The 22,131-nt window shown below is 67.6% G+C and carries 15 protein-coding genes; 11 read left to right on the plus strand and 4 right to left on the minus strand.

All coding sequences use genetic code 11. The features are described 5' to 3' along the window. Positions 1 to 46: 46 nt before the first annotated feature. The 5 genes from rbfA to V7060_RS08380 all read left to right on the plus strand — a co-directional run bounded on the left by rbfA (position 47) and on the right by V7060_RS08380 (position 5,770). Positions 47 to 418 carry a 30S ribosome-binding factor RbfA gene (gene rbfA, locus V7060_RS08360; protein WP_334178780.1) on the plus strand — a complete coding sequence of 124 codons (372 nt, stop codon included), beginning with the start codon at positions 47 to 49 and terminating at the stop codon, positions 416 to 418. Positions 419 to 520: 102 nt separating this feature from the next. After that, the gene (gene truB / locus V7060_RS08365) at positions 521 to 1,474 is read left to right on the plus strand and encodes a tRNA pseudouridine(55) synthase TruB (RefSeq protein WP_334178781.1); all 954 of its coding nucleotides are present in this window, start codon (positions 521 to 523) and stop codon (positions 1,472 to 1,474) included. Positions 1,475 to 1,626: 152 nt separating this feature from the next. Then, complete coding sequence (gene rpsO, locus V7060_RS08370; protein ID WP_062353563.1) at positions 1,627 to 1,887, plus strand: 30S ribosomal protein S15; 261 nt, start codon at positions 1,627 to 1,629, stop codon at positions 1,885 to 1,887. Between the two features lie 184 nt (positions 1,888 to 2,071). Continuing rightward, on the plus strand, positions 2,072 to 4,180 hold the full coding sequence (pnp, locus tag V7060_RS08375) for a polyribonucleotide nucleotidyltransferase (protein ID WP_334178782.1): 2,109 nt from the start codon (positions 2,072 to 2,074) through the stop codon (positions 4,178 to 4,180). Positions 4,181 to 4,516: 336 nt separating this feature from the next. Then, entirely contained in the window at positions 4,517 to 5,770 is a 1,254-nt protein-coding gene (locus V7060_RS08380; protein ID WP_334178783.1) for an MFS transporter, read from the plus strand. A gap of 170 nt (positions 5,771 to 5,940) precedes the next feature. On the opposite strand, the gene V7060_RS08385 is transcribed toward V7060_RS08380, so the two are convergent. Next, a complete protein-coding gene (locus V7060_RS08385) occupies positions 5,941 to 6,813 on the minus strand; it encodes a hypothetical protein (RefSeq protein WP_334178784.1) in 873 nt (290 codons plus the stop codon). A 320-nt stretch (positions 6,814 to 7,133) separates the two neighbouring features. On the opposite strand from V7060_RS08385, the gene V7060_RS08390 reads away from it, so the two are divergent. From V7060_RS08390 to V7060_RS08400, 3 genes are all read left to right on the plus strand, one after another. After that, positions 7,134 to 8,276, plus strand: a complete 1,143-nt coding sequence (locus tag V7060_RS08390; protein ID WP_334178785.1) for an NAD-dependent epimerase/dehydratase family protein — start codon at positions 7,134 to 7,136, stop codon at positions 8,274 to 8,276. Positions 8,277 to 8,452: 176 nt separating this feature from the next. Next, positions 8,453 to 9,550 carry a hypothetical protein gene (locus V7060_RS08395; protein ID WP_334178786.1) on the plus strand — a complete coding sequence of 366 codons (1,098 nt, stop codon included), beginning with the start codon at positions 8,453 to 8,455 and terminating at the stop codon, positions 9,548 to 9,550. After that, positions 9,547 to 10,080 carry a hypothetical protein gene (locus tag V7060_RS08400; protein ID WP_334178787.1) on the plus strand — a complete coding sequence of 178 codons (534 nt, stop codon included), beginning with the start codon at positions 9,547 to 9,549 and terminating at the stop codon, positions 10,078 to 10,080. Before V7060_RS08395 ends, V7060_RS08400 begins: the two co-directional genes overlap by 4 nt. Before the next feature lie 17 nt (positions 10,081 to 10,097). On the opposite strand, the gene V7060_RS08405 is transcribed toward V7060_RS08400, so the two are convergent. The 3 genes from V7060_RS08405 to V7060_RS08415 all read right to left on the minus strand — a co-directional run bounded on the left by V7060_RS08405 (position 10,098) and on the right by V7060_RS08415 (position 14,966). Further along, positions 10,098 to 11,585 (minus strand): DUF1501 domain-containing protein, encoded by a 1,488-nt coding sequence (locus V7060_RS08405; RefSeq protein ID WP_334178788.1) that lies wholly within the window; start codon positions 11,583 to 11,585, stop codon positions 10,098 to 10,100. A 7-nt stretch (positions 11,586 to 11,592) separates the two neighbouring features. Continuing rightward, a complete protein-coding gene (locus V7060_RS08410; RefSeq protein WP_334178789.1) occupies positions 11,593 to 13,464 on the minus strand; it encodes a DUF1800 domain-containing protein in 1,872 nt (623 codons plus the stop codon). A gap of 98 nt (positions 13,465 to 13,562) precedes the next feature. Beyond that, positions 13,563 to 14,966: a GntP family permease gene (locus V7060_RS08415; protein ID WP_334178790.1), complete on the minus strand. Its 1,404-nt coding sequence runs from the start codon at positions 14,964 to 14,966 to the stop codon at positions 13,563 to 13,565. A 170-nt stretch (positions 14,967 to 15,136) separates the two neighbouring features. Here V7060_RS08415 and V7060_RS08420 point away from each other — a divergent pair, with 170 nt between their 5' ends. The 3 genes from V7060_RS08420 (at position 15,137) to V7060_RS08430 (ending at position 22,016) form a co-directional block, all read left to right on the plus strand. Next, positions 15,137 to 17,356, plus strand: coding sequence for a TonB-dependent receptor (locus V7060_RS08420; RefSeq protein ID WP_334178791.1), 2,220 nt, complete (start codon positions 15,137 to 15,139; stop codon positions 17,354 to 17,356). Positions 17,357 to 18,032: 676 nt separating this feature from the next. Then, positions 18,033 to 21,359, plus strand: coding sequence for a PAS-domain containing protein (locus tag V7060_RS08425; protein ID WP_334178792.1), 3,327 nt, complete (start codon positions 18,033 to 18,035; stop codon positions 21,357 to 21,359). Between the two features lie 168 nt (positions 21,360 to 21,527). Next, the gene (locus V7060_RS08430) at positions 21,528 to 22,016 is read left to right on the plus strand and encodes an 8-oxo-dGTP diphosphatase (RefSeq protein ID WP_334178793.1); all 489 of its coding nucleotides are present in this window, start codon (positions 21,528 to 21,530) and stop codon (positions 22,014 to 22,016) included. Positions 22,017 to 22,131 lie beyond the last annotated feature (115 nt).

Genomic DNA, 22,131 nt, shown 5'->3' on the forward strand with positions numbered 1-22,131 from the left:
CCCGGCCCCGTTTTCTACGAATCACGAATAGCGAATCACTAATCACGTGCCCACCAAGTCGTTCCACCGCACCGACCGCGTGTCCGCCCAGCTCCGTCGCGAGCTGGGTACGCTGGTGCACGAGGCCGTGCGTGAGCACGGCCTGCCGTCGGTCAGCGTGTCCGACGTCGAAGTGACCCGCGACATGGCGCATGCCAAGGTCTTCGTCACCGCGCTGTTGCCGGACCGTTCCGTCGAAGCCGTGAAGGGCCTGAAGGAACTGGCCTGGGGGCTGCGCATGGAGCTGGCGCGTCGCGTGAAGATGCGCCACGTGCCCGAACTGCACTTCCACTACGACGACTCCGTCGACCGCGGCGAACGCATCGAGAACCTGCTGCGCGACCTGCCGCCGCCACCGGCCGACGACGACAACGCGTAAAGCGTTGACGTGCACGCCGTGGGGCGTTGGTGCGACAGCATCGCGGGCATGAACCCATGCGGGGCATGACGCCCGCTCCCACCCAGGAAAGCGCGCCGCCCGATGTCGCTGCCGAAGCTCAAATTCCGTCCGCTGGATGGCCTGCTGCTGCTGGACAAGCCGCAGGGCATGAGTTCGAACGGCGCCCTGCAGGTCGCGCGGCGCCTGTTCCGCGCGGAGAAGGGCGGGCACACCGGCAGCCTCGATCCACTCGCGACCGGCCTGCTGCCGCTCTGCTTCGGCGAAGCCACCAAGATCGCCGGCCTGCTGCTGGGTTCCCGCAAGGCGTATGACACGGTGGCCGTGCTGGGCACCACCACCGACACCGACGATGCCGAGGGCGCGCCGCTGCGCGAACGCCCGGTGCCATCGCTGGACGTCGCCACGCTCGAGGCCGCGCTGGCGCCGCTGAAGGGCCGTATCCGCCAGCGGGCCCCGATCTATTCGGCGCTCAAGCAGGGCGGGGAACCGCTCTATACGAAGGCGCGCCGCGGTGATGCCATCGACGCGCCCGAGCGCGACGTCGAGGTGCATGGCATCGAGATCCTGGAGATGGCTCCCGATCGCCTGTCGCTGCGGGTGGAATGCGGCTCCGGCACCTACGTGCGCAGTCTTGTCCGTGACCTGGGCGAGGCCCTGGGATGCGGCGCGCATGTCGGGGCCTTGCGACGCCTCTGGGTCGATCCGTTCAGGCAGCCCCGGATGTACACCCTGCAGGCGCTGCAGGCATTGGCTGAACAGGGTGGCGAAGCGGCCCTCCAGGCTTGCCTGCTGCCCATCGACGCCGGCCTGACCGGCTTTCCGCGCGTGGATGTCGATGCCACCGGCGTGCGCCGGCTGGCCCAGGGCCAACGGCTGCCTGGACATCCTCCCAGCGAGGGTCCGGTCGCCGTTCATGGGCCGGAGGGACGCGTGATCGGGCTGGGTTCGGTGTCCGCCGATGGCACGCTGTCGCCACAGCGCCTGTTCGCCTGGGCGGTCGCCGGTACCGCCACGAAGGCGGGCAAGGAACAATAAAACCTTGTTTCACAAGGACCCGGCGGCTACACTACGCCGCCGGTTTTGTACCGGCACGTCCGTTATTTCCCCAGCTTCATCAATGGCGAGCCAGGCGGTGCGCGCGGAGGACAGCCCGCGTTCCTGCAGGCCACGCATCAACCGAGAACACCATGTCCATCGATACCCAGAAAGTCATTGCCGACAACGCCCGTGGCACCAACGACACCGGCTCCCCGGAAGTGCAGGTCGCCCTGATCACCGCTCGCATCGAGCACCTCAGCGGCCACTTCAAGACCCACAAGAAGGATCACCACAGCCGCCGTGGTCTGCTGCAGCTGGTCAACCGCCGCCGCAGCCTGCTTGACTACCTCAAGAAGAAAGACAACGAGCGCTACAAGACCCTGATCGAAAAGCTCGGTCTGCGTCGCTGATATACCCCCGACCGCGGCGCAGAGATGCGCCGCGGTTTGCATTTCAGGGAACGGAATGCGCTGCATCCGCTGGCCGCACCGGGCCCGCCCCGTTCAGTACCACCGGCCGGACGCATCCGGCCAGCCGCACGCGACAAGGGTCGTGTGAGGTCCAACCCGCACAAGGCATCCCAAGGAAACCCCCGTGGCAAAAATCACCAAAACCTTCCAGTACGGCAAGCACCAGGTCACCCTGGAAACCGGCGAAGTCGCCCGCCAGGCCGGTGGCGCCGTCGTCGTCAAGTTCGACGACACCGTGCTGCTGGTCACCGCCGTGGCGGCGAAGTCGGCCCGCGAAGGCCAGGACTTCTTCCCCCTGACGGTCGACTACCAGGAGAAGTTCTACGCCGGCGGCCGCATCCCGGGTGGCTTCTTCAAGCGCGAAGGCCGCGCGACCGAGAAGGAGACGCTGATCTCCCGCCTGATCGATCGCCCGCTGCGTCCGCTATTCCCGGAAGAGTTCCGCAATGAAGTGCAGGTCATCGCCACGGTGATGTCGCTGAACCCGGACATCGACGGCGACATCCCGGCGCTGATCGGCGCCTCCGCCGCCGTCGCCCTGACCGGCGCGCCGTTCAACGGCCCGATCGGTGCCGCCAAGGTCGGCTACGTCAACGGCGAATACGTGTTGAACCCGACCGTCAGCGAACTGAAGGACTCCAAGCTGGAGCTCGTCGTCGCCGGTACCGCCAACGCCGTGCTGATGGTCGAATCCGAAGCCGCCGAGCTGTCGGAAGAGGTGATGCTGGGCGCCGTGATGTTCGGCCACCGCGAGATGCAGAAGGTCATCGCCGTGATCAACGAACTGGTCGCCGAAGCGGGCAAGCCGAAGTGGGACTGGCAGCCGCCGGCCAAGAACGAAGGCCTGATCGCCGCCCTGCGCCACGCCGTGGGCGACAGCCTGGCCGGTGCGTTCCAGGTGCGCGACAAGATCGAGCGCCGCGACACCATCTCCAGCCTGAAGAAGGCCATCATCGGTACGCTGGCTCCGCAGGCGGAAACCAATGCGTGGAGCACGGGCGACCTGTCGAAGGAGTTCAGCGAGCAGGAATACCAGACCATGCGCGCCTCGGTCCTGAAGACCAAGGTCCGCATCGACGGCCGTGCGCTGGACCAGGTGCGTCCCATCTCCTCCAAGGTCAGCGTGCTGCCGCGCGTGCACGGCTCCTCGCTGTTCACCCGTGGTGAGACGCAGGCGATCGTCGCCGTCACCCTCGGCACCGCCCGCGACGGCCAGGTGATCGACGCCGTCGGCGGCGAGTGGAAGGACCACTTCCTGTTCCACTACAACTTCCCCCCGTTCTCGGTGGGCGAAGCCGGCCGCATGATGGGTCCGAAGCGTCGCGAGATCGGCCACGGCCGCCTCGCCAAGCGCGGCGTGCTCGCCGTGATGCCGACGATGGAAGCCTTCCCGTACACGATCCGCGTGGTCTCGGAAATCACCGAGTCGAACGGTTCGTCCTCGATGGCCTCGGTCTGCGGCAGTTCGCTGGCGCTGATGGATGCCGGCGTGCCGATCAAGGCGCCGGTCGCCGGCATCGCGATGGGCCTGGTGAAGGAAGGCGACGACTTCGTCGTGCTGAGCGACATCCTGGGTGACGAAGACCACCTGGGCGACATGGACTTCAAGGTCGCCGGTACCGCCAACGGCGTGTCCGCGCTGCAGATGGACATCAAGATCGAAGGCATCACCGAAGAGATCATGAAGCAGGCGCTGACGCAGGCGAAGGCCGGCCGACTGCACATCCTGGGCGAAATGGCCCACGCGATGTCCGCACCGCGCCAGGAGCTGAGCGAGTTCGCGCCGCGCCTGATCACCATCAAGATCCACCCCGACAAGATCCGCGAAGTGATCGGCAAGGGCGGTTCGGTGATCCAGGCGATCACCAAGGAAACCGGCACGCAGATCGACATCCAGGACGACGGCACCATCACCATCGCCTCGGTGAACGGCGCCGCCGGCCAGGCCGCCAAGGCCCGCATCGAGCAGATCACGTCCGACGTCGAGCCGGGCCGCATCTACGAAGGCAAGGTCGCCAAGATCATGGACTTCGGTGCGTTCGTCACCATCCTGCCGGGCAAGGACGGCCTGGTGCACGTGTCGCAGATCTCCAACGACCGTGTCGAGAAGGTCAGCGACGCGCTGAAGGAAGGCGACGTGGTCAAGGTCAAGGTGCTGGAAGTCGACAAGCAGGGCCGCATCCGCCTGTCGATCAAGGCCGTGGAAGAAGGCGAGGGCGTGTCGGCCGAGTAAGCCGCACGACATCGCGACGTGTTACGGAAAAGCGGGCTTCGGCCCGCTTTTTCTTTGTCTATCGCCAGGTGTCAGGCTTCTTGAGGTCGTGCGCGCGGCGCAGGCTACACGTTCCCTCTCCCCGCAGGCGGAGAGAAGGTTCACGCGATCACGCGGTAGCGCATCCCGCGTCGCGATGGGTCGGCATCATGAGGTCGTGCGCACGGCGCACGCTACGCGGGCGTTGTCGTCAAGGCGTGCGGCATGCGTGCCTTCGCCGGTCGGGCGGGACACAGCGTCTGCGTGCGCGTGCCGATCACGATCATTCGGTCGACGATAATGGGCACCATGGATTCAATGACTACACCCCCCGCCGCACCTGCTTCGCTCTGGTCCGGCCGCGGACTCGTACTGCTCGGCATCGTGCTGTCCGCGTTCAACCTGCGCACGGCGGTGACCTCGCTAACGCCGCTGCTCGGCACGCTGGGCGACACGTTCGGTTTCGGCGCGACCATGACGGGGGTATTCGGCATGCTGCCGACGGCAGCGTTCGCGCTGTTCGGCGTGGCGACGCCGTCGCTGGCGCACCGCACCGGCCTGGAGCGGACGGCGCTGCTGGCCATGTTGCTGGCGATGCTCGGCCTGCTGCTGCGCAGTGCGGCGGGCGATACGACCGCATTGATGGCGGCCTCGCTGACCGCGCTGGCCGGCATGGGCATCGGCAACATCGTGCTGCCGCCGTTGGTGAAGCGGTACTTCGCCGATCGCGTCGGCACGGTCAGCACGCTGTACATCACCGTGCTGCAAGCCGGCACCATCCTGCCGGCGCTGGTCGCGGTGCCGGTGATGGAAGCCGCCGGCTGGCGGATCTCGCTGGGCCTGTGGGCGGTGTTCGCCGCGGCGTCGGCCGTGCCTTGGTGCCTCCTGCTGTGGCAGGAGCGTGCACACAAGAGCACGCTGGCGCGGGTGCACGATGCGGCAGTCACCGTTGACGACGAGGCGCCGGAACTGGCTGCACCGCGTCCGACGGGCCGCGCATGGCGCTCTCCGGTGGCGTGGGGCATGGCGCTGATGTTCGGCATGACCTCGCTGGTGACGTACTCGATGTTCACCTGGCTGCCCAAGCTGCTGGTCGAGGCCGGCGGAACGCCCGCGCTCGGCGGCACGATGGTGGCGCTGTTCTCCGCGCTGGGACTGGTGGCGTCGCTGACCATGCCGCAGATCGCGGTGCGCATGCGCAATCCCTTCATCGTGGTGGTGGTCTGCGCGGGTTTCTACGCCGCCGCGTTCGCCGGCCTGTTGATCGCGCCGATGGCGGCGCCTGCGCTGTGGGTCGCGCTGCTCGGCCTGGGGCCCAGCACGTTCCCCCTGTCGCTGACGATGATCAACCTGCGCACGCGCACGCCGGAAGGCTCGGCATCGCTGTCAGGCTTCATGCAGGGCGTGGGCTATTCGCTTTCGTGCGCAGGCCCGCTCGCCTTCGGCCTGTTGCACGAACACACGCACGGCTGGGCGCTGCCGATGGCATTCCTCGGCGCCTGCATCCTGGTGCTGGTGATCGGCGGCTATCTCGCGTGCAAGCCGCGGTATCTGGAAGACACGTGGCACTAGCGCGTTAAGCCCGTAAGATTGGTTGAGCGAAGCGATACCCATCCTCTTCGTGGAAGGTACTCGGCTCGACAGATGGACCGGCTTCGCGGTAGGAAGGCGCGCCGCTCACCCGTCATATGGCGTGATGGATATCGCTTCGCTCCACCCATCCTGCGAAGCCATGGATCGCCTCACCCCAACTTGATCTCCAGCTTCGCCCGCATCTGCTGGCGGAACTTGGTTGCCAGCGCGGCGAATCCCGCGCCGGTCGGATGCATCTCGTCGAACCATTGATCGCTGCGCGTCAGCACGCCTCGCAGGTCGACGAAGTCGAAGACCTTGCCGGTGGTGCGGTCGTCGCGCAGGGGGACCAGCACGCGGTCGACGAAGCCATCGATCAGTAGGCGTGCGAACTCGCGCTGCTGTTCGATGCGCGGCAGCACGTGCGCGACCTTGTTGCCGATCCATGGACCCACGCCTTTCTTCAGCAGCGCGGCTGCACCCAGGTTGCCGAGTGTCAGCCGTGCTGCGCGGCCCAGTTCGCGCGGGTAGTCGTACGTATGCGCCAGGATCGGCGTATGCGGGCGGATAGCCTGGAACGCAGTGACGAAGGCGCGGTAGCGTGCCAGCACCTCGTCGTAGCGGCCCGTCGCGATCACGCGCTGGAAGCCGGCCGCCGGACTCATCGGCGCCGCGCCGCGGAACGTGCTCTGCAGGAAGGTGTCGACGAAATCGTTGCCGCCGGCGCTGATCAGCACCAGGTCGAACTCGAACCCGCGATACCACGTGGACAGGTCGCGGATGCCGCGGGCGTTGAACATGTCGACGGCCAGATCGCCGCTGTCCTCGGTGCGGAAGAACAGGCCGCCGGCGCCGAACAGCGGCACGCCTTTTTTCTCGTCTTCCGGCGTCGGATAGACCAGCCAGTCCAGCAGGTTCATCGACAGCGGCGTGGAGAACCACGAATCCCCTTCGCAGAACACGATGGGCGTGGACGCGAAGGCGGCGGGCTTGCGGGCGAGGGCGCGGTACAGCGTGCGGAACTCGCCGCGGCGGGTGGTCATCAATGACTGCGAAGCGGGCATCGTGTCTCTCCATCGGTCTGGCCCCCGAGAGCATCAACGCACATCGGGAGCCGGGACGGTCGCCGGGCCTGCAACGACACGTCCGACGGACGCTGGACAGGCCGCCGCGGATCTTCCTGCTCCGTCGCATCCGCCGATCCATGCGGTGGGCCTGCCCGGGATATACCGGGCAGGTGGCGGCAGGCCTTCCGGGAAGGTCCATACGCCGGGCACGGAAGTCACAACGACTTCCGGCAGGGGGCGGGCGCCGGCGCCGGTGCTATCTAGTCATCTTCCTGACCGATGCTGGGGAGCACCGCATGACCACCCGTCGTGACCTGTTCAAGCTGGGCGCACTGGCGGCCGCCGCCGCCGCGCTGCCTTCGTTCGCCACCGCCTCCAGCGAAGCCAGGCCAGTCGGCAAGGCCGCGAAGCCGCTGAACATCCTGATTCTCGGCGGCACCGGCTTCACCGGTCCGTTCCAGGTCGACTATGCGCTCAAGCGCGGCCACAAGGTCACCCTGTTCAACCGTGGCAAGCGACCGTCGCCGGAATGGCCGGCCGAGGTCGAGCAACTGCACGGCGATCGCAACACCGGCGACCTGGCCTCACTGAAGGGGCGCAAATGGGATGTCTGCATCGACAACCCCACCAGCCTGCCGTTCTGGGTGCGCGATGCCGGCAAGGTGCTGAAGGGCAACGTCGGCCATTACCTCTTCATCTCGACCATCTCGGTCTACGCCGACGGCAGCAAGCCCGGCATTGCCGAAACCTCGGCGCTGGCGCAGTACAAGGGCAAGGATGCGATGGCGGAAACGCAGGAATCCCTGCGCGCCGACATCGGCAATCTGTACGGCCCGCTGAAGGCGCTGAGCGAAGCCGAGGCGCACAAGCAGTTCGGCAAGAACGTCACCATCGTGCGTCCTGGCTACATCGTGGGTCCGCGCGACGAGACCGACCGCTTCACTTACTGGCCGCACCGCGTGGCGCAGGGCGGCGAGATCCTGGTGCCGGGCGAGGGCAGCGATCCCATCCAGATCATCGACGGCCGCGACCTGGGCGAGTGGATGATCCGCCTGGCCGAAGCGAAGACCCTAGGCACCTTCAACGCCTGTGGTCCGGATTACCCGCTGTCGATGGATGCGATGTTGTACGGCTGCCAGGCCGTCACCGGCGGCGGCATGACGCTGACGCACGTGACGCCCAAGTTCCTGGAAGAACAGCAGGTCGGCCTGCCGATCTGGGTGCCGTCGAAGGACAGCGACTACGCCGGCTACGGTTCGGTGAGCAACCAGCGTGCGATCGCCGCCGGCCTGACGTTCCGTCCGCTGGCCACCACCGTGCAGGACCTGTTGGCGTGGTTCCGCAGCCTGCCGGCCGAGCGCCAGGCCAAGCTCAATGCGGGCATCACGCGGGAAAAGGAAGCGGAACTGCTGAAGGCGTGGCACGCGCGCACGGGGTGAGCGCCCTGGCTTTGCCGGCGTAGCCCGGCATGCCGCGATGCGGCTTGCCGCAACGCGCTGGTTTGGCGACACTCGCCGCGTCCAGGAAGGCGCGCGGCGTTAGGGGTAATGCCGCTACACGACCTGCCTGGATCGCGCGACGCGAATGCGTCGCGCACATCATCCAGGGGGAAATCATGAAGGGAATGCTGTTCGCGGCCGCCAGTCTGGTCGCACTCTCCACGTCTGCGTACGCCGCCAAGCCGGCGCCACTGCCCATGCCCGTCGCCGAGCGGTTGCCGGTGGACATCGTGCTGGGCCAGCAGGAACTGGCGGTCGAAGTGCCGGCCAGCGGGGCCGCCACCGGTGCGGCGGTAGGTGGGTTGCTGGGGGCGCTGATCGGCGCGGCGATCGACAAGGCTGCAGTGTCCAACGCGGAAGAACGCGTGGTGGAGCTCCGCAACCTGCTGGTCGACTATCCCTTCAGCCAGAAGGCGGAAGCGGCGTTGCGTGCCGGTATCGCCTCCGACGGCCTGTCGCTCCAGCCGCAGATCACCAGTTGCGACGCACCGGCCGCCGTCGGTGGCGGCGGCATGGTGGTGATCGCCGGCTTGTCCTTCGGTTGCAGTGTCGTGCCGACACAGGGCGTGCTGGTCGTGTCGCCGCGTTACGCGATCGATAGCCGCTTCCAGAATCTTGCGGTCAGGCTGCATGTGGCGTTGATCGACCGCGAGACGAAGTCGAACGGCAAACCAAAGCTCCGCGTCGTGTCGTCGCACCTGTACCAGTTCAACTACCCGCTGGAATCGCTCGGCGGCCAGAAGCCGGATGACAACGCGATGCGTTGGATCGCACTGGGCGGCGACCAGCTTGCGGCCATGCTCGATCACGGCATCGACCAGACCATCCAGATGATGGCGTACGACTTCTCTGCGCCTGGCCGCGCCGAGCGCCAGGAGAAGAAGCGCGGGTCCACTCCGTTCAAGGGCGAAATGTTCAATGGCCAACAGGTGAAGGCCGCCGACCACTGGGTATGGACACGCCTCAACGTGGGCCTGGCATTGCAGGGCTACTACCCGGTGCGCGCAGGAGCATTGCCGGCGGTGGCGCTCAACGATACGGCCGTGGCGGCGCAAGCCGACGGAAACCTGCCTGCATCGGCGGCGGTGACGGACGAGGCGACGGTGCCCGGTACGCAGGCAGCGCCGGCGACGGATGCCGCACCCGGCACGGACGTCGCGCCCGCCGCCGAGCCACTTCCGGCAACGCCGGTGGACGCCGGGGCAGGCGCGTGACGCGATACCCGCGCGTCCTGCTGCTGGCGCTGACGGGACTGGCTTCCGGCTGCGTGACCCAGATAGAGCGGACGCCTCTTCAAGCACAACGCCTGGCGGCGGACGCGCCGCGCATCCGCCTGGCGTGCGCGGTGACGCTGGTGGAGGTGGAGGATGCCCGACCGGGCGGCGAGTCTGCCGGTCTCTACAACGGGCGTGCGCTGCAGTTCGAGCGCGCGCCCGATCTGATCCGGGAACACCTAGTGGCCGCTGGCGCAGCTACCGGAGCGGAGGCCGGAGGCCTGAGGCTGACGGTTCACCTGAAGCGCCTTTACATGGCGCAGCAGCACGCGGTGAATACGCCGGTGGTGGTCCTGCAGGCGCAGCTCGGCGACACGCCCTCGTTCATCGTGAGGCCACAGGCACCATCGGTGAACTGGTGGGGCAGCGAAGCCGAACTCTACGAGGATCTTGGCGCGGCCGTCACGCGGGCCAACGCGCAACTGGTGGAACGCGTGAACCAGCGTTGTCCATCATCCGCACCCGGTTGACGGACAACGCGGGAGTGTCAGCGCTCCCGTCGTACCAGCATGCGGTCCACCGGGCCGCGGCGCTGCCAGTCGGGCACGGCGCGTTCGGCGGATGTGCTTGTCGATGGCATGGCGGATGACGCATCCGGAACCACCAGCGAGGGAATCGACGTCGCGGTGACCGCCGCGGCTGCTTCCCCCTTCGGTGCGATGTCCGATCCCTGCACGATGCCGAGCGGGGCGTAGCCGGTGTAGCCGGGGAAGACCTGGCTGAGGTTGGCATTGCCCATGCGGCGAATCAGGATTTCCGACATGACGCGGCGGTAGTCGGTGGTCACCGGCACGTCGCCGAACGTGGGCGAGAGGGTTTCCGGATTCAGGCCGGGCCAGGTGCCGTAGAAGCGGCGTCCGTTCACCGGGCCGCCGAGCACCAGCATCGGATTGCCGTAACCATGGTCGGTGCCGCCGTTCGCGTTCGCGCGCACGCGGCGACCGAACTCGGACTGCACGATCACCGTCACCCGTGCCATCTCGCCGGTGCCGTTGAGTTCGGCGTAGAACGCCGACAGCGCGGCGGACAGTTCGTTGATCTTGTTCTGGTAGTAGTGGTAGCCGCTGCCGGCGGTGCCCTGGCCCTCGTGCGTGTCCCAGCCGCCCAGGTCGAGCGTGGCGTAGCGCAAGCCCAGGTTGAAGCGGATGCTCTGCGCGATGGTCCACAGCTGCTGCGCGAAGTTGCCGGTCGGCCAGCTGGCCGGCAGGCTGGCGTAGCCCTGCTGTCCGATCAGGCGCAGGGCGCCATCGGCGCGGCGTCCGGCGTTTTCCATGCCGGTCTGGCCGTTCCACAACGAGGCCACGGTTTCGTTGACGCCGCGCAGGCCGCTGGGGGAATCGCTGCGCGTGCGCTGCCAGCTCCATGCCGTGGTGTTGAGCGAGAAGTCCCCCGGGCTGTTCATCGTCATCGCATCGACCGCGCCCATCAGTCCGGCGGGCTGCGTGCCGCTGACGCCCAGAGCGGGCAGGGTGCCGGTGCCGTTCGGCCGTGTTTCCCACGCGCGCGTCATCCAGCCGCTCGGCGAGCCGTATTTCCCGGGCGTGCCGAGATCGATGTAGAGCTGCGCGTCGAAGTGGCTGCGGGTGACCGTGGTCGCCATGCCGCAGGCGTGCACGACGGCCATCTTGCCGTCGTTCCAGAGGTCGCGCAGGCCGGTGGCCGACGGATGCAGGCCGAAGCCGGTGGCGGCACCGCCGGACAGCGTCAGCGGCAGGGCGCCGTACGTACCGCTGGTGGCGATCTGCAGGCTGGGCCGGGCTTCCTCGTAGAAGCCGCGGTCCACGCCGCTGACCGGCACCACCAGGTTCAGGCCATCCAGTCCGCCGCGCAGGAACAGGTGCACCACGGTATCGTAGCTGTTGACGGCGGCGTCGACGGGATCGGCGAACATCAGGCTGCCGCCCGCGGTGCCGACGATGGCGGCCGCACCGCAGCCTTTGACGAACTCGCGTCGGGTTACTCGGAAGTCGGTCATCGGGGCCTCAGCGGCTCATGAATTCGGGGGTCATCAGGATCAGCGCCACCAGGCTGCGCAGGCGCTCGTGGTTGTAGTGCCGCTTCAGGTCGCTGCCCTGCCACGTGTTGGTGTCGGTGATGACGTAGGTGTTCGGATCGCCGTTCTGCGCCATGAACGCGACCAGCGCCTGCTTGCGCGCGGCTTCCGGCTGGTAGCCGAGCAGGCGCGTGCACCACCATGTCACCAGGGTGTTCGCCGTCCAGTTGGCGACCGGCACGTTGGCGCGGGTGGTGTCCACGACCGGATGCAGCGGCACGTCGCCGTCCTTGCTCTCGGTCAGCCAGCCCAGCAGGCGCCAGGTCATCGCGTACGAGTTGGAGCCGGACCACGCCAGTCCCGTGTCCGGATACCCGTTCGGCGCCGGCCAGTTGTACGGCGTGTGGCCGGTGAAGCCGTACAGCCACATGAAGTCGCCGCTGCGGCCGTGGTCCAGGCGGATCGTCCAGTCGCCGCCTAGCGTGCGCATCGCGGCGACGGCGCAGTCGAACGGACGGCGGTTCTTCTGGCCGAAGCTGTTGATGAAGTCATCGGAATTCAGGATGTGCCGCAGCACCAGTTCGATCTGGTTCGACGCGCGCCAGTTGGTGCGGAAGATCGCCGCGGCGCTGTCGATCAGTGCCTGCTTCGGCGTATCGCTGATGAAGCGGCGGATCAGCTTCTTGCAGATGAACTTGGCCACGCGCGGATGGCTGGCCAGGCGGTCCAGCACATCGCGGCCGTCCTTCAGCGCGGGCTGTTCCGGATAGATCAGCATGCCGAGCAGGAACTTCGGCCCGGCGTCGTGCCACGACTGCCGGTAGGCGAAGGTGCCGTCGTTCTCGGCGGGGAACTGCCAGTGGCCGTTCTTCGCCGACCAGCCGGTGAAGGCGGCCGAGGTCTCGTACACGTCAATGTCGGTGTAGCCGATCGGGTAGGCCGGGTCCTCGGGGCAGGGCGGCACCTGGAACGGATCCATGAAGCCCAGGTAGTTCTCGGCGCCGAAGGTATGCAGCTCCAGCAGCTCGCGGGCGAAGTTCTCGTTCGGCCCGGAGCGCGAATTGCTGATGTTGTCCAGGTAGTAGAGCATCGCCGTGCTCTGGGCGACGGCTTCCAGCATGGTGCGGAAGTTGCCCTTGGCGTTGGCGCGGATCACGTCGCGGTCGTAGTGTACGAACACCGGGCCGGTGCTGAAGTCGTTGCCGAGCACGTTGAAGTGGTCGTGCCAGAAATTCACCAGCACTTCGCGCACCTGCCGGCGCGAATACACCGCGCGCACGAACGCCGCACGCTGCACTTCATTGGCCGGCCGGATGCGGATGCCGTACTCGGGGTCCGACACCACGTGGTCGGCCCACAATTGCGTCAGCGACTTGTTCAACGTGGTGTAGCCGGCGGCAGTGAGGCGGTTAGTGACGGCGCTGTCGTCGATCGCGTCCCAGTTGAGCTGCCAGTCCACGTAGTTCGCCAACCGCTGGCGATCGCTGCTGCCGAGCGCATTGAACTCGGCGACCGTGGCGGTGGTGGCGCCGTAGCCGAGGTTGTTCAGCGCCTGCACCGCGAACGGCGGGCGCGCCATCGTCAGCAGTCGCGGATTCGACTGGCCCATCGCCACGCGACCGCCGGCCTGTTCCACCACGGCTTCCGGCGCCGGCGCGGTGTCCTTCGGACTGGCGCGTTCGCCGCCTTTCCAGCCGTACAGGCGGTTCAGCCGCTGGCGGACCTGGGTGTCGAGACTGGGCGCGGCCGCCTGCGGTGGTGACGGGACGCGGGCGTCCAGGCGGGCACGCGTGCCGGCGGTCTTGCGCCGCCACGGGCCACGCGCGAAGAGCCGACGCCACGGGACGGTGTAGTACGCCATGCGGATTTCCCTGCTGTCCCCGGAATGCGGGAAGTATTGGCCAAGAACCGTACGCCGTTTGCGACCGCGCGCACAGCCCGGTCACCCCATCGGCGGCGTCAGACCAGGCCCGTGGCGTAGAACACGCCGATCACGACGAACACGGCGGTGGTCTTGATCAGGGTGATGGCGAAGATGTCCTTGTAGGACTGCCGGTGGCTGAGGCCGGTGACGGCCAGCAGCGTGATCACCGCACCATTGTGGGGCAGCGTATCCATGCCGCCGGAAGCCATCGACGCCACGCGGTGCAGGACCTCCATCGGAATGCCGGCCGCGTTGGCGTTGGCGATGAAACTGTCGGCCATCGCCGCCAGCGCGATGCTCATGCCGCCGGAGGCCGAGCCGGTGATGCCGGCCAGTGCGGTGACCGAGATGGCCTCGTTGACCAGCGGATCCGGGATGGCCTGCAGCGCATTGGCGACGACCAGGAAGCCGGGCAGGGCGGCGATGACCGCGCCGAAGCCGTATTCCGAAGCGGTGTTCATCGACGCCAGCAGCGCGCCGCCGATGGCGCTCTTCGTGCCCTCGGCGAAGCTGGCGAACACCGGCTTCCACGCGAACAGGATGACCGAGGCGATGCCGACCAGCAGCGCGCCCTGCACGGCCCAGATCGCGGCCACCTTCGATACCTCCTGCACCACCGGTGCCGGATTGCCGATCACCGCGGGCACGAACGACTGGCTCTCGCCATAGAAACCGGGGATCCAGCGGGTGAACAGGAAGTTGGCCACGCCCACCAGCAGCAGCGGGAGGATCGCGACCAGCGGATGCGCCAGCCGGTCGCCCTTGAAGGGTTCCGGTTCGTTGCGCAGTTCGTCTGTGCCGGCATAGCCCTCGCCGTTACGCGCGGCCGCGCGGCGGCGCCATTCCAGGTAAGTCATGCCGACGATCAGGATGAACACGCCGCCGATCGTGCCCAGCACGGGCGCCGCCCAGCCGGTGGTGCCGAAGAACGACGTGGGAATGATGTTCTGGATCTGCGGCGTGCCCGGCAGCGCATCCATGGTGAAGGTGAAGGCGCCCAGCGCGATCGTGCCCGGCACCAGCCGCTTGGGGATGTTGCTCTGGCGGAACAGCTCCGCCGCGAACGGATAGACCGCGAACACCACCACGAACAGCGATACGCCGCCGTAGGTCAGCAGCGCGCACACCAGCACGATCGACAGCATGGCGCGCTGCGCACCGACCACCTTGATGGTGCCGGCGACGATCGCCTTCGAGAAGCCGGAGATCTCGATCAGCTTGCCGAACACCGCGCCCAGCAGGAACACCGGGAAGTACAGCTTCAGGAAGCCCACCATCTTGTCCATGAACAGGCCGGTGAACATCGGCGCGACCAGCGAGGGATCGGTCAGCAGCACGGCGCCCAATGCGGCGATGGGCGCGAACAGGATGACGCTGTAGCCGCGGTAGGCCACGAACATCAGGAAGCACAGCGCGGCCAGCACGATCAGGAACGACATCCCACACCCCTCGGCCACGGCCGCTTGCAAGTGCGGCGAGTATCGGCAGCGGCGCCGTGCCCGTCCCACTGTACGAAGGTACGATGCCGTCCGCGCGGCCAGCGCCCTAGTGTTCGCTTCAATCGGCGGCATCCGTCCGCCGCCATGTCATACCCGGGAGGGGGAGACCCATGAAGCGCAAGCACCTGAGCCTGGCCATCGGCTGTGTCCTGTTGTCGTCCATGCCCGTGGCATGGGCGCAGGACGCCGCACCGGCCGCCGCACCGCCAGCCAACACCGCCACCACGCTCGACGCTGTCAAGGTCACTGCGCGCAAGCGCGAGGAGACGCTGCAGGACGTGCCGGTCGCGGTCACCGCGTTCACCGCCGAGACGCTGGACAAGCTGGCCATCGAGGACATCGGCGACCTCGACGCGCAGGTGCCGAACCTGACCATCTACGCCGCGCGCGGCTCCACCAGCACGGTGACCGCCTACATCCGCGGCGTCGGCCAGGCCGATCCGCTGTGGGGCGTGGACCCGGGCGTGGGCATCTACCTGGACGACGTCTACATCGCCCGTCCGCAGGGCGCCCTGCTGGACGTGTTCGACGTCGAGCGCATCGAAGTGCTGCGCGGCCCGCAGGGCACGCTGTACGGCAAGAACACCATCGGCGGCGCGATCAAGTACATCTCGCGCGGCTTGCCGCAGGAAACCACCGGGTTCGCCTCGGTCACCGTGGGCAATTACAACCAGCTGGACGTCAAGGCGGCGCTGGGCGGCGAGATCGGCGGCAAGGACAGCGGCCTGCGCGGCCGGGTGTCGGTCGCCAGCATGAACCGCGACGGCTTCGGCACCAACACGTTCACCGGCCAGGAGGTCAGCGACAAGGAAATCAATGCGATGCGCATGCAGCTGGGCGCGTACTCGCAGGACGATTTCGATGTGCAGGTGGCGTTCGACTACATGGACGACCAGTCCGGCGTGCGCGGCGCGAAGATGCTGGCGCCGAACCCGCTGGCCCCGGCCTACCCGCCGATCGATGACCGCTACGACATCCGCAGTGGCATGAAGAACGTCAACGACACGGAAATGAAGGGTGCCTCGGTCACGGCGAACTGGCGTCCGAACGACAGCTGGGCGTTCAAGTACGTGGCCGCCAAGCGCGAGTCGGACACCGAGACCAACATCGACTTCGACACCACGCCGCGGCCGCTGGTCGACGTGCGCGCGTTCTACAGCGACAGCCAGGTCAGCCAGGAATTCCAGGTCAACTACGACGGCGGTGGTCGCGCCCGCGGCGTGATGGGCCTGTACTGGTTCAACGGCGACGCCGGCGGCCAGGTACTGAACTATTTCTGGAATCCGCTGCTGGCCACCGGCCTGACCAATCCGCTGTTCGGCGACACCCAGGGCGTGGTCAACACCAAGAGCATCGCGCTGTACGCCGATTGGACGTTTGATCTCACCGACCGGCTGACGCTGGACGTCGGCGCGCGCTACACCGATGAGGACAAGCACGCCGTCGCGTTGAACCGCTTCTACACCAGTACGGCATACGAGACGTCCTGGGGTACCGCGGCCAATTTCGACAAGACGGTCAACTTCAAGAACGTTTCGCCGAAGGTCTCGCTGGATTACCAGGTGACCCCGGACATCATGATCTACGGCCTGGCATCGCGCGGCTTCAAGTCGGGTGGCTACAACATCCGCGCCAACACCACCGCCGTGCCGCGTTCGGGCGAGCCATTCGACGACGAGTCGGTCGACAGCTTCGAAATCGGCAGCAAGATGTCGCTGTTCGACCAGCGCCTGTTCCTGAACCTGTCCGCGTTCCACAACCAGTACAAGGACATCCAGCTGTCGGTGTTCACCTCGTACACGTTGCCGAACAACACGCAGAGCTTCTTCGGCGACTTCACCAACGCCGGCAAGGGCACCGTCAACGGTGTGGAAGTCGAATACCAGTTCCTGCCGACGGCCAACTGGCTGATCAGCGGCAACCTGGCCTGGCTGGACGCGAAGTACGACGAGTTCATCAGCAGCGGCGTCAACATCGCCGCCACGCAGCACTTCACCAACGCGCCTGAGTTCTCAGGTGCGATCAACGTGGAGTACCGCACCGACCTGGCCAACGGCGGCAACCTGTCGGCGCGCGTGGGCTATTCCTACCAGTCCGAGGTGTGGCCCACCACCGACCTGAGTCCGCTGATCAAGCAGGACGGCTACGGCCTGGTCAACGCCGGCGTGATCTGGAAGGTCAACGACGCGTGGAGCCTGTCGCTGCAGGGCAGCAACCTGGCCGACGAGGAGTACCGCACCACCGGTTACAACATCGCCGCCTACGGCGTGCTGACCGGCTTCTACGGTCCGCCGCGCCAGTACAGCCTGACCGCGCGCTACGACTTCTGAGTACGCGCAGGAAAGCGGTGAGGGAACGGCAACGGCGGGCGAAAGCCCGCCGTTGCTGCGTTATGCTCCCGCGCATGTCTTCCCGCCTCGTCGCGTGCGCCATGCGCATGACCGCAGAATCCGCCGTGCGCTTCGCATGGTCCGGGTGCGGAGCTGCATCGACCGTCGTGATGGGATCGACGCGCGGGTTCCGGCATCGTGAGGTCGTGCGCGTGGCGCACGCTACGGTGCGGCGGGCTTTGGTCGTGGGTTTCATGTCCACGCGTGTCCGCAACGTAGCGTGCGCCGCGCGCACGACCACGGAACCCTTCATGCGTCACATGGGCTTGGGCCGTGATGCGGCGTCGGACGTCATGGGGCTGTCTTCGCGCGGGTTCCGGCATCGGGAGGTCGTGCGCGTAGCGCACGCTACGATGGGGCGGGCTTTGGTCGTGGGTTTCATGTCCACGGGTAGGGTCCCCAACGTAGCGTGCGCTGCGCGCACGACCACGGAACTCTTCATGCCTCACATGGGCTTGGGCCGTGATGCGGCGTCGGACGTCATGGGGCTGTCTTCGCGCGGGTTCCGGCATCGGGAGGTCGTGCGCGTAGCGCACGCTACGATGGGGCGGGCTTTTGCTGCTGGTTTTATGTCCACGCGTGTCCGCAACGTGGCGCACGCCACGTGGGGTGTCGCATGCTGAGCGTCGGCATGGTGGTGCTGGCCGGCCTGCTGTGGCTGGGCGTGCTGTTCGGGTCCGCGCTGTACGCCGAGCGCCGTCCGCATGTGTTCGCCATGCAATGGCCCTACATCTACGCGCTGTCGCTGGCGGTGTACTGCACCTCGTGGACGTTCTTCGGCACGGTGACGCAGGCCGCGCGCTACGGCTGGCCGCTGCCGCCGACCTTCGTCGGGACCATCCTGCTGTACGTGTTCGGCGCGTTCCTGCTGGGGCGGCTGGTGCGCATGGCGCGCGAGTCGAATGCGACCTCGCTCGCCGACCTGATCGCAACGCGCCTGGGCAAGGACGGCTGGCTGGCCGCGACGGTGACCCTCGTCGCCGCGCTGGGCCTGATCCCCTACATCGCGCTGCAGCTGAAGGCGGTGGCGATGAGTTTCGCGCTGCTGACGCGTTCGCCGGGCAACGATGCACTGCCGGCCTGGCAGGACAGCGCGCTGTACGTGGCACTGGCGATGGCGGTGTTCGCGATGCTGTTCGGCACGCGACGTGCGAGCGCGGTGGAACACAACCGCGGGCTGGTTCTGGCGATGGCATTCGAGTCGCTGTTCAAGCTGGCGGCGATGCTGGCGCTGGGCCTGTTCGTCTGGTTCGGATTGCCGGACCTGCCGGCGGTGCCCATCGTGTCGGCGCCTGCGTCCACCACCTACGGCTTCCTGCCGCTGGTCGCGCTGGGCGTGCTGGCGATGTTCACCCTCCCGCACCAGGTGCACGTAGGCGTGGTGGAATGCCGCGACGAACGCCACGTGCGCACGGCGCGCTGGCTGTTCCCGCTGTACATGGTGCTGATGGCGGCGCCGCTGTTGCCGCTGGCGCGGGCGGGCGGGGCGCTGTTCGGCGACACCGTGCCGTCGGACCTGTACGTGCTGGCGCTGCCGCTGTCGCAGGGGCAACATGGATTGGCGTTGCTGGCGTTCCTTGGTGGACTCAGCGCGGCCACCGGCATGGTGGTCGTCAGCACGCTGACGCTGAGCCTGATGATCGGCAACCACTGGCTGGCGCCGGGTTTGTTGCGCGGCGGCTGGCTGCGCGGCACCGGCGGCGACCTGCGCGGTGCCGTGCTGGCGCAGCGCCGTGTCGGCATCGTGGCGGTGATGCTGCTGGCGTGGGCCTACAGCCGGCTGGTGGCCGGCAACGACGCGCTGGCCGACGTGGGCGCCGTGTCGTTCTCGGCGCTGGCCACGCTGGCCCCGGCACTGGGTTTCGCCATCTGGCGTCCGCAGACGCCACCGCGCGCGGTGATCGCCGGCATCGTCGCCGGCTTCGCGGTGTGGGTCTGGCTGCTGTTGCTGCCGGTGGCGATGGATGCGCGCGGTGTCGCGCCGCCATGGTTGCAGAGTGGCCCGTTCGGCCTCGCCAGCCTGTCCCCCGACGGCTTCTTCGGCCTGACCGGCTGGAGCCGGCTGGGACGCGCGGTCGGCGTCAGCCTGTTCCTCGGCACGGTGGTCACGCTGCTGGCGATGGGCTGGCGCGGCAGCGCGCCGCGGCGCGACGACAGTCGCGGATTCGATGCCAGGACGTTGCGCGATGCCGGTCGACGCTTCCTGCCGCGCGAGCGCGTGGAGGAACTGCTGGCGGACGCGCCACGACAGGGACCGGTGCCCGCGCCAATCGAAGCGCGGCTGGAGCGTGAGCTGGCGGCGGTGCTGGGTTCCGCTTCCGCGCGCCTGCTGCTGGACGCGGCGCGGCGCGAACGGGGCGAACTGGATACGGTGGCCGCCATCGTCGGCGAGGTGTCGCAGGACCTGCGCTTCAACCAGCAGGTGCTGGAGGCCGCGCTGCAGAACATGAGCCAGGGCATCAGCGTGGTCGATCGCGAGCAGCGGCTGGTCGCCTGGAACCGACGCTATGCACAGATGTTCGGGTTCCCCAACGACATGTTGCAGGTGGGCAGGCCGATCGCGGACCTGACCCGCTGGGCGCTGCAGCGCATGCCGCAACGCGGCCACGACGATCGTGCGCTCGAACGTCGGCTCGCCTTCATGCGCGCCGGCACGCCGCACCTGACCGAGCGCGTGTTCCCCGACGGCAGCATCGTCGAGATCCGCGGCAATCCGATGCCGGGCGGCGGCTTCGTCGCCACCTATACCGACGTGACCGCATCGCGGCAGGCCGAGCGCGCACTGAAGCAGGCGAATGAAACGCTGGAGCAGCGCGTCGTCGAGCGCACCGCGTTGCTGGAAACCGCCAAGCGCGAGGCCGAGCATGCGAACGACGCGAAGAGCCGCTTCCTGACCGCGATCGGCCACGATCTGCTGCAGCCGTTGCACGCCGCCCAACTGTTCACCGATGCGCTGTCGCAGCAACTGCCGGAGACGCGCCAGCGCGAAACCGCATTGCAGGTGCGCGGCGCGCTGGATTCCACCACCGACCTGCTGACCGGGCTGCTGGACATGTCGCGGCTGGAAGCGGGCGGCCTGCTGCCGGAGCCGCGCGACCTGCCGCTGATGGAAGTGCTGGAGCCGCTGGCCTCGGAGTTCCGCGTGCTGGCGCGCGAGCGCGGCCTGTCGTTCGACATGGTGCCGACGCATGCCTGGGTGCACACCGATCCGCAACTGCTGCGCCGCATCCTGCAGAACTTCCTCGCCAATGCGGTGCGCTATACGGCGCGTGGCGGTGTGCGGCTGGGCGTGCGCCGGCGCGGCGCCCAGGTACGCGTGGAGGTATGGGACACCGGTCCGGGCATCGCCGAGGTGGACCAGCGCCGGATCTTCGAGGAATTCCGTCGCGGCGACGATGTGCCGGGGCAGGGACTGGGTCTGGGCCTGTCGATCGCCGATCGCATCGCGGCACTGCTCGATGCCCCGCTGTCGCTGCGCAGCCGCATCGGACGCGGTGCGGTCTTCGCGGTCGATCTGGTGCGCGTGGCCACGCCCGCACCCGCGCCGGCATCGTTCGGCAAGCCCGGACTTGCCGGTCGCCATGTCCTGGCGGTGGACAACGATCCCGTTGCGTTGTCCGCGCTGCGCCAGGTGCTGGAAGGATGGGGATGCCGTGTCGCCGTCGCGCGCGATGGCGCAGAGGCGGAGCGCGAATTGCAGGGGCAGGCCGCCGATCTCTGGCTCTTCGACTACCACCTGGACGGCGGCGACACCGGCGTGGCGCTGACCGGACGCTTGCGCGCAACGCATGGCCTGCGCCCCTGCCTGATCCTCACCGCTGACCAGACCGACGCCGTGCGTCGTGCCGTGCGCGATGCCGACCTGCCGCTGCTGGCCAAGCCGGTGCGGCCGCTGGCGCTGAAGTCGGTACTGGACCGGTTGTTGGCGGCGCGGGCGATGTAGCAGTCATCGTCGTCCCAGCGAACGCTGGGACCCATGTTGTTTTTTTTTTCCGCACATCCTCCGCCCTGTGCTCGAACCCGCAAGAAGCAAAGTGGGTCCCAGCGTTCGCTGGGACGACGGCTGATGGTTCACAGGTAGAATCAGGCCCCAACTGTCGGCTGCGCCTCCATGCCCTACACCCCCATCGTCGCCACGCTCGGTTACGTGCTGTCGCCAGACCGCTCGCAGGTCTTGCTGATCCACCGCAACGCACGCCCCGACGACCAGCACCTGGGCAAGTACAACGGCCTGGGCGGCAAGATTGAGCGCGACGAAGACGTGGTGGCGGGCATGCGTCGCGAGATCCACGAGGAGGCCGGCATCGACTGCGATGAGATGACGCTGCGCGGCACGATCAGCTGGCCGGGATTCGGCAAGCATGGCGAGGACTGGCTGGGTTTCGTGTTCGTCATTACCGCGTACAGCGGTACGCCGTTCGACTCCAATCCGGAGGGCACGCTGGAATGGGTGCCCGTGGAAAAGATCATGGACCTGCCGCTGTGGGACGGCGACCGCCATTTCCTGCCGCTGGTGTTCGACGACGACCCGCGTGGCTTCCACGGCGTCATGCCTTACCACGACGGTCGCATGGTGTCGTGGGATTATTCACGGATCTGAGACTGCCGGGGCGCGCGCCGCTTCTGTAGGAGCGACGTGAGTCGCGACCGGTATGCAGAGTGGCCACTGTGCTTTGTATGGGCGGAGCGGCCACGAAATAGTTGCTCCTTGTCCG

Source organism: Pseudoxanthomonas sp. (assembly GCF_036845285.1).
Lineage (GTDB): Bacteria > Pseudomonadota > Gammaproteobacteria > Xanthomonadales > Xanthomonadaceae > Pseudoxanthomonas_A.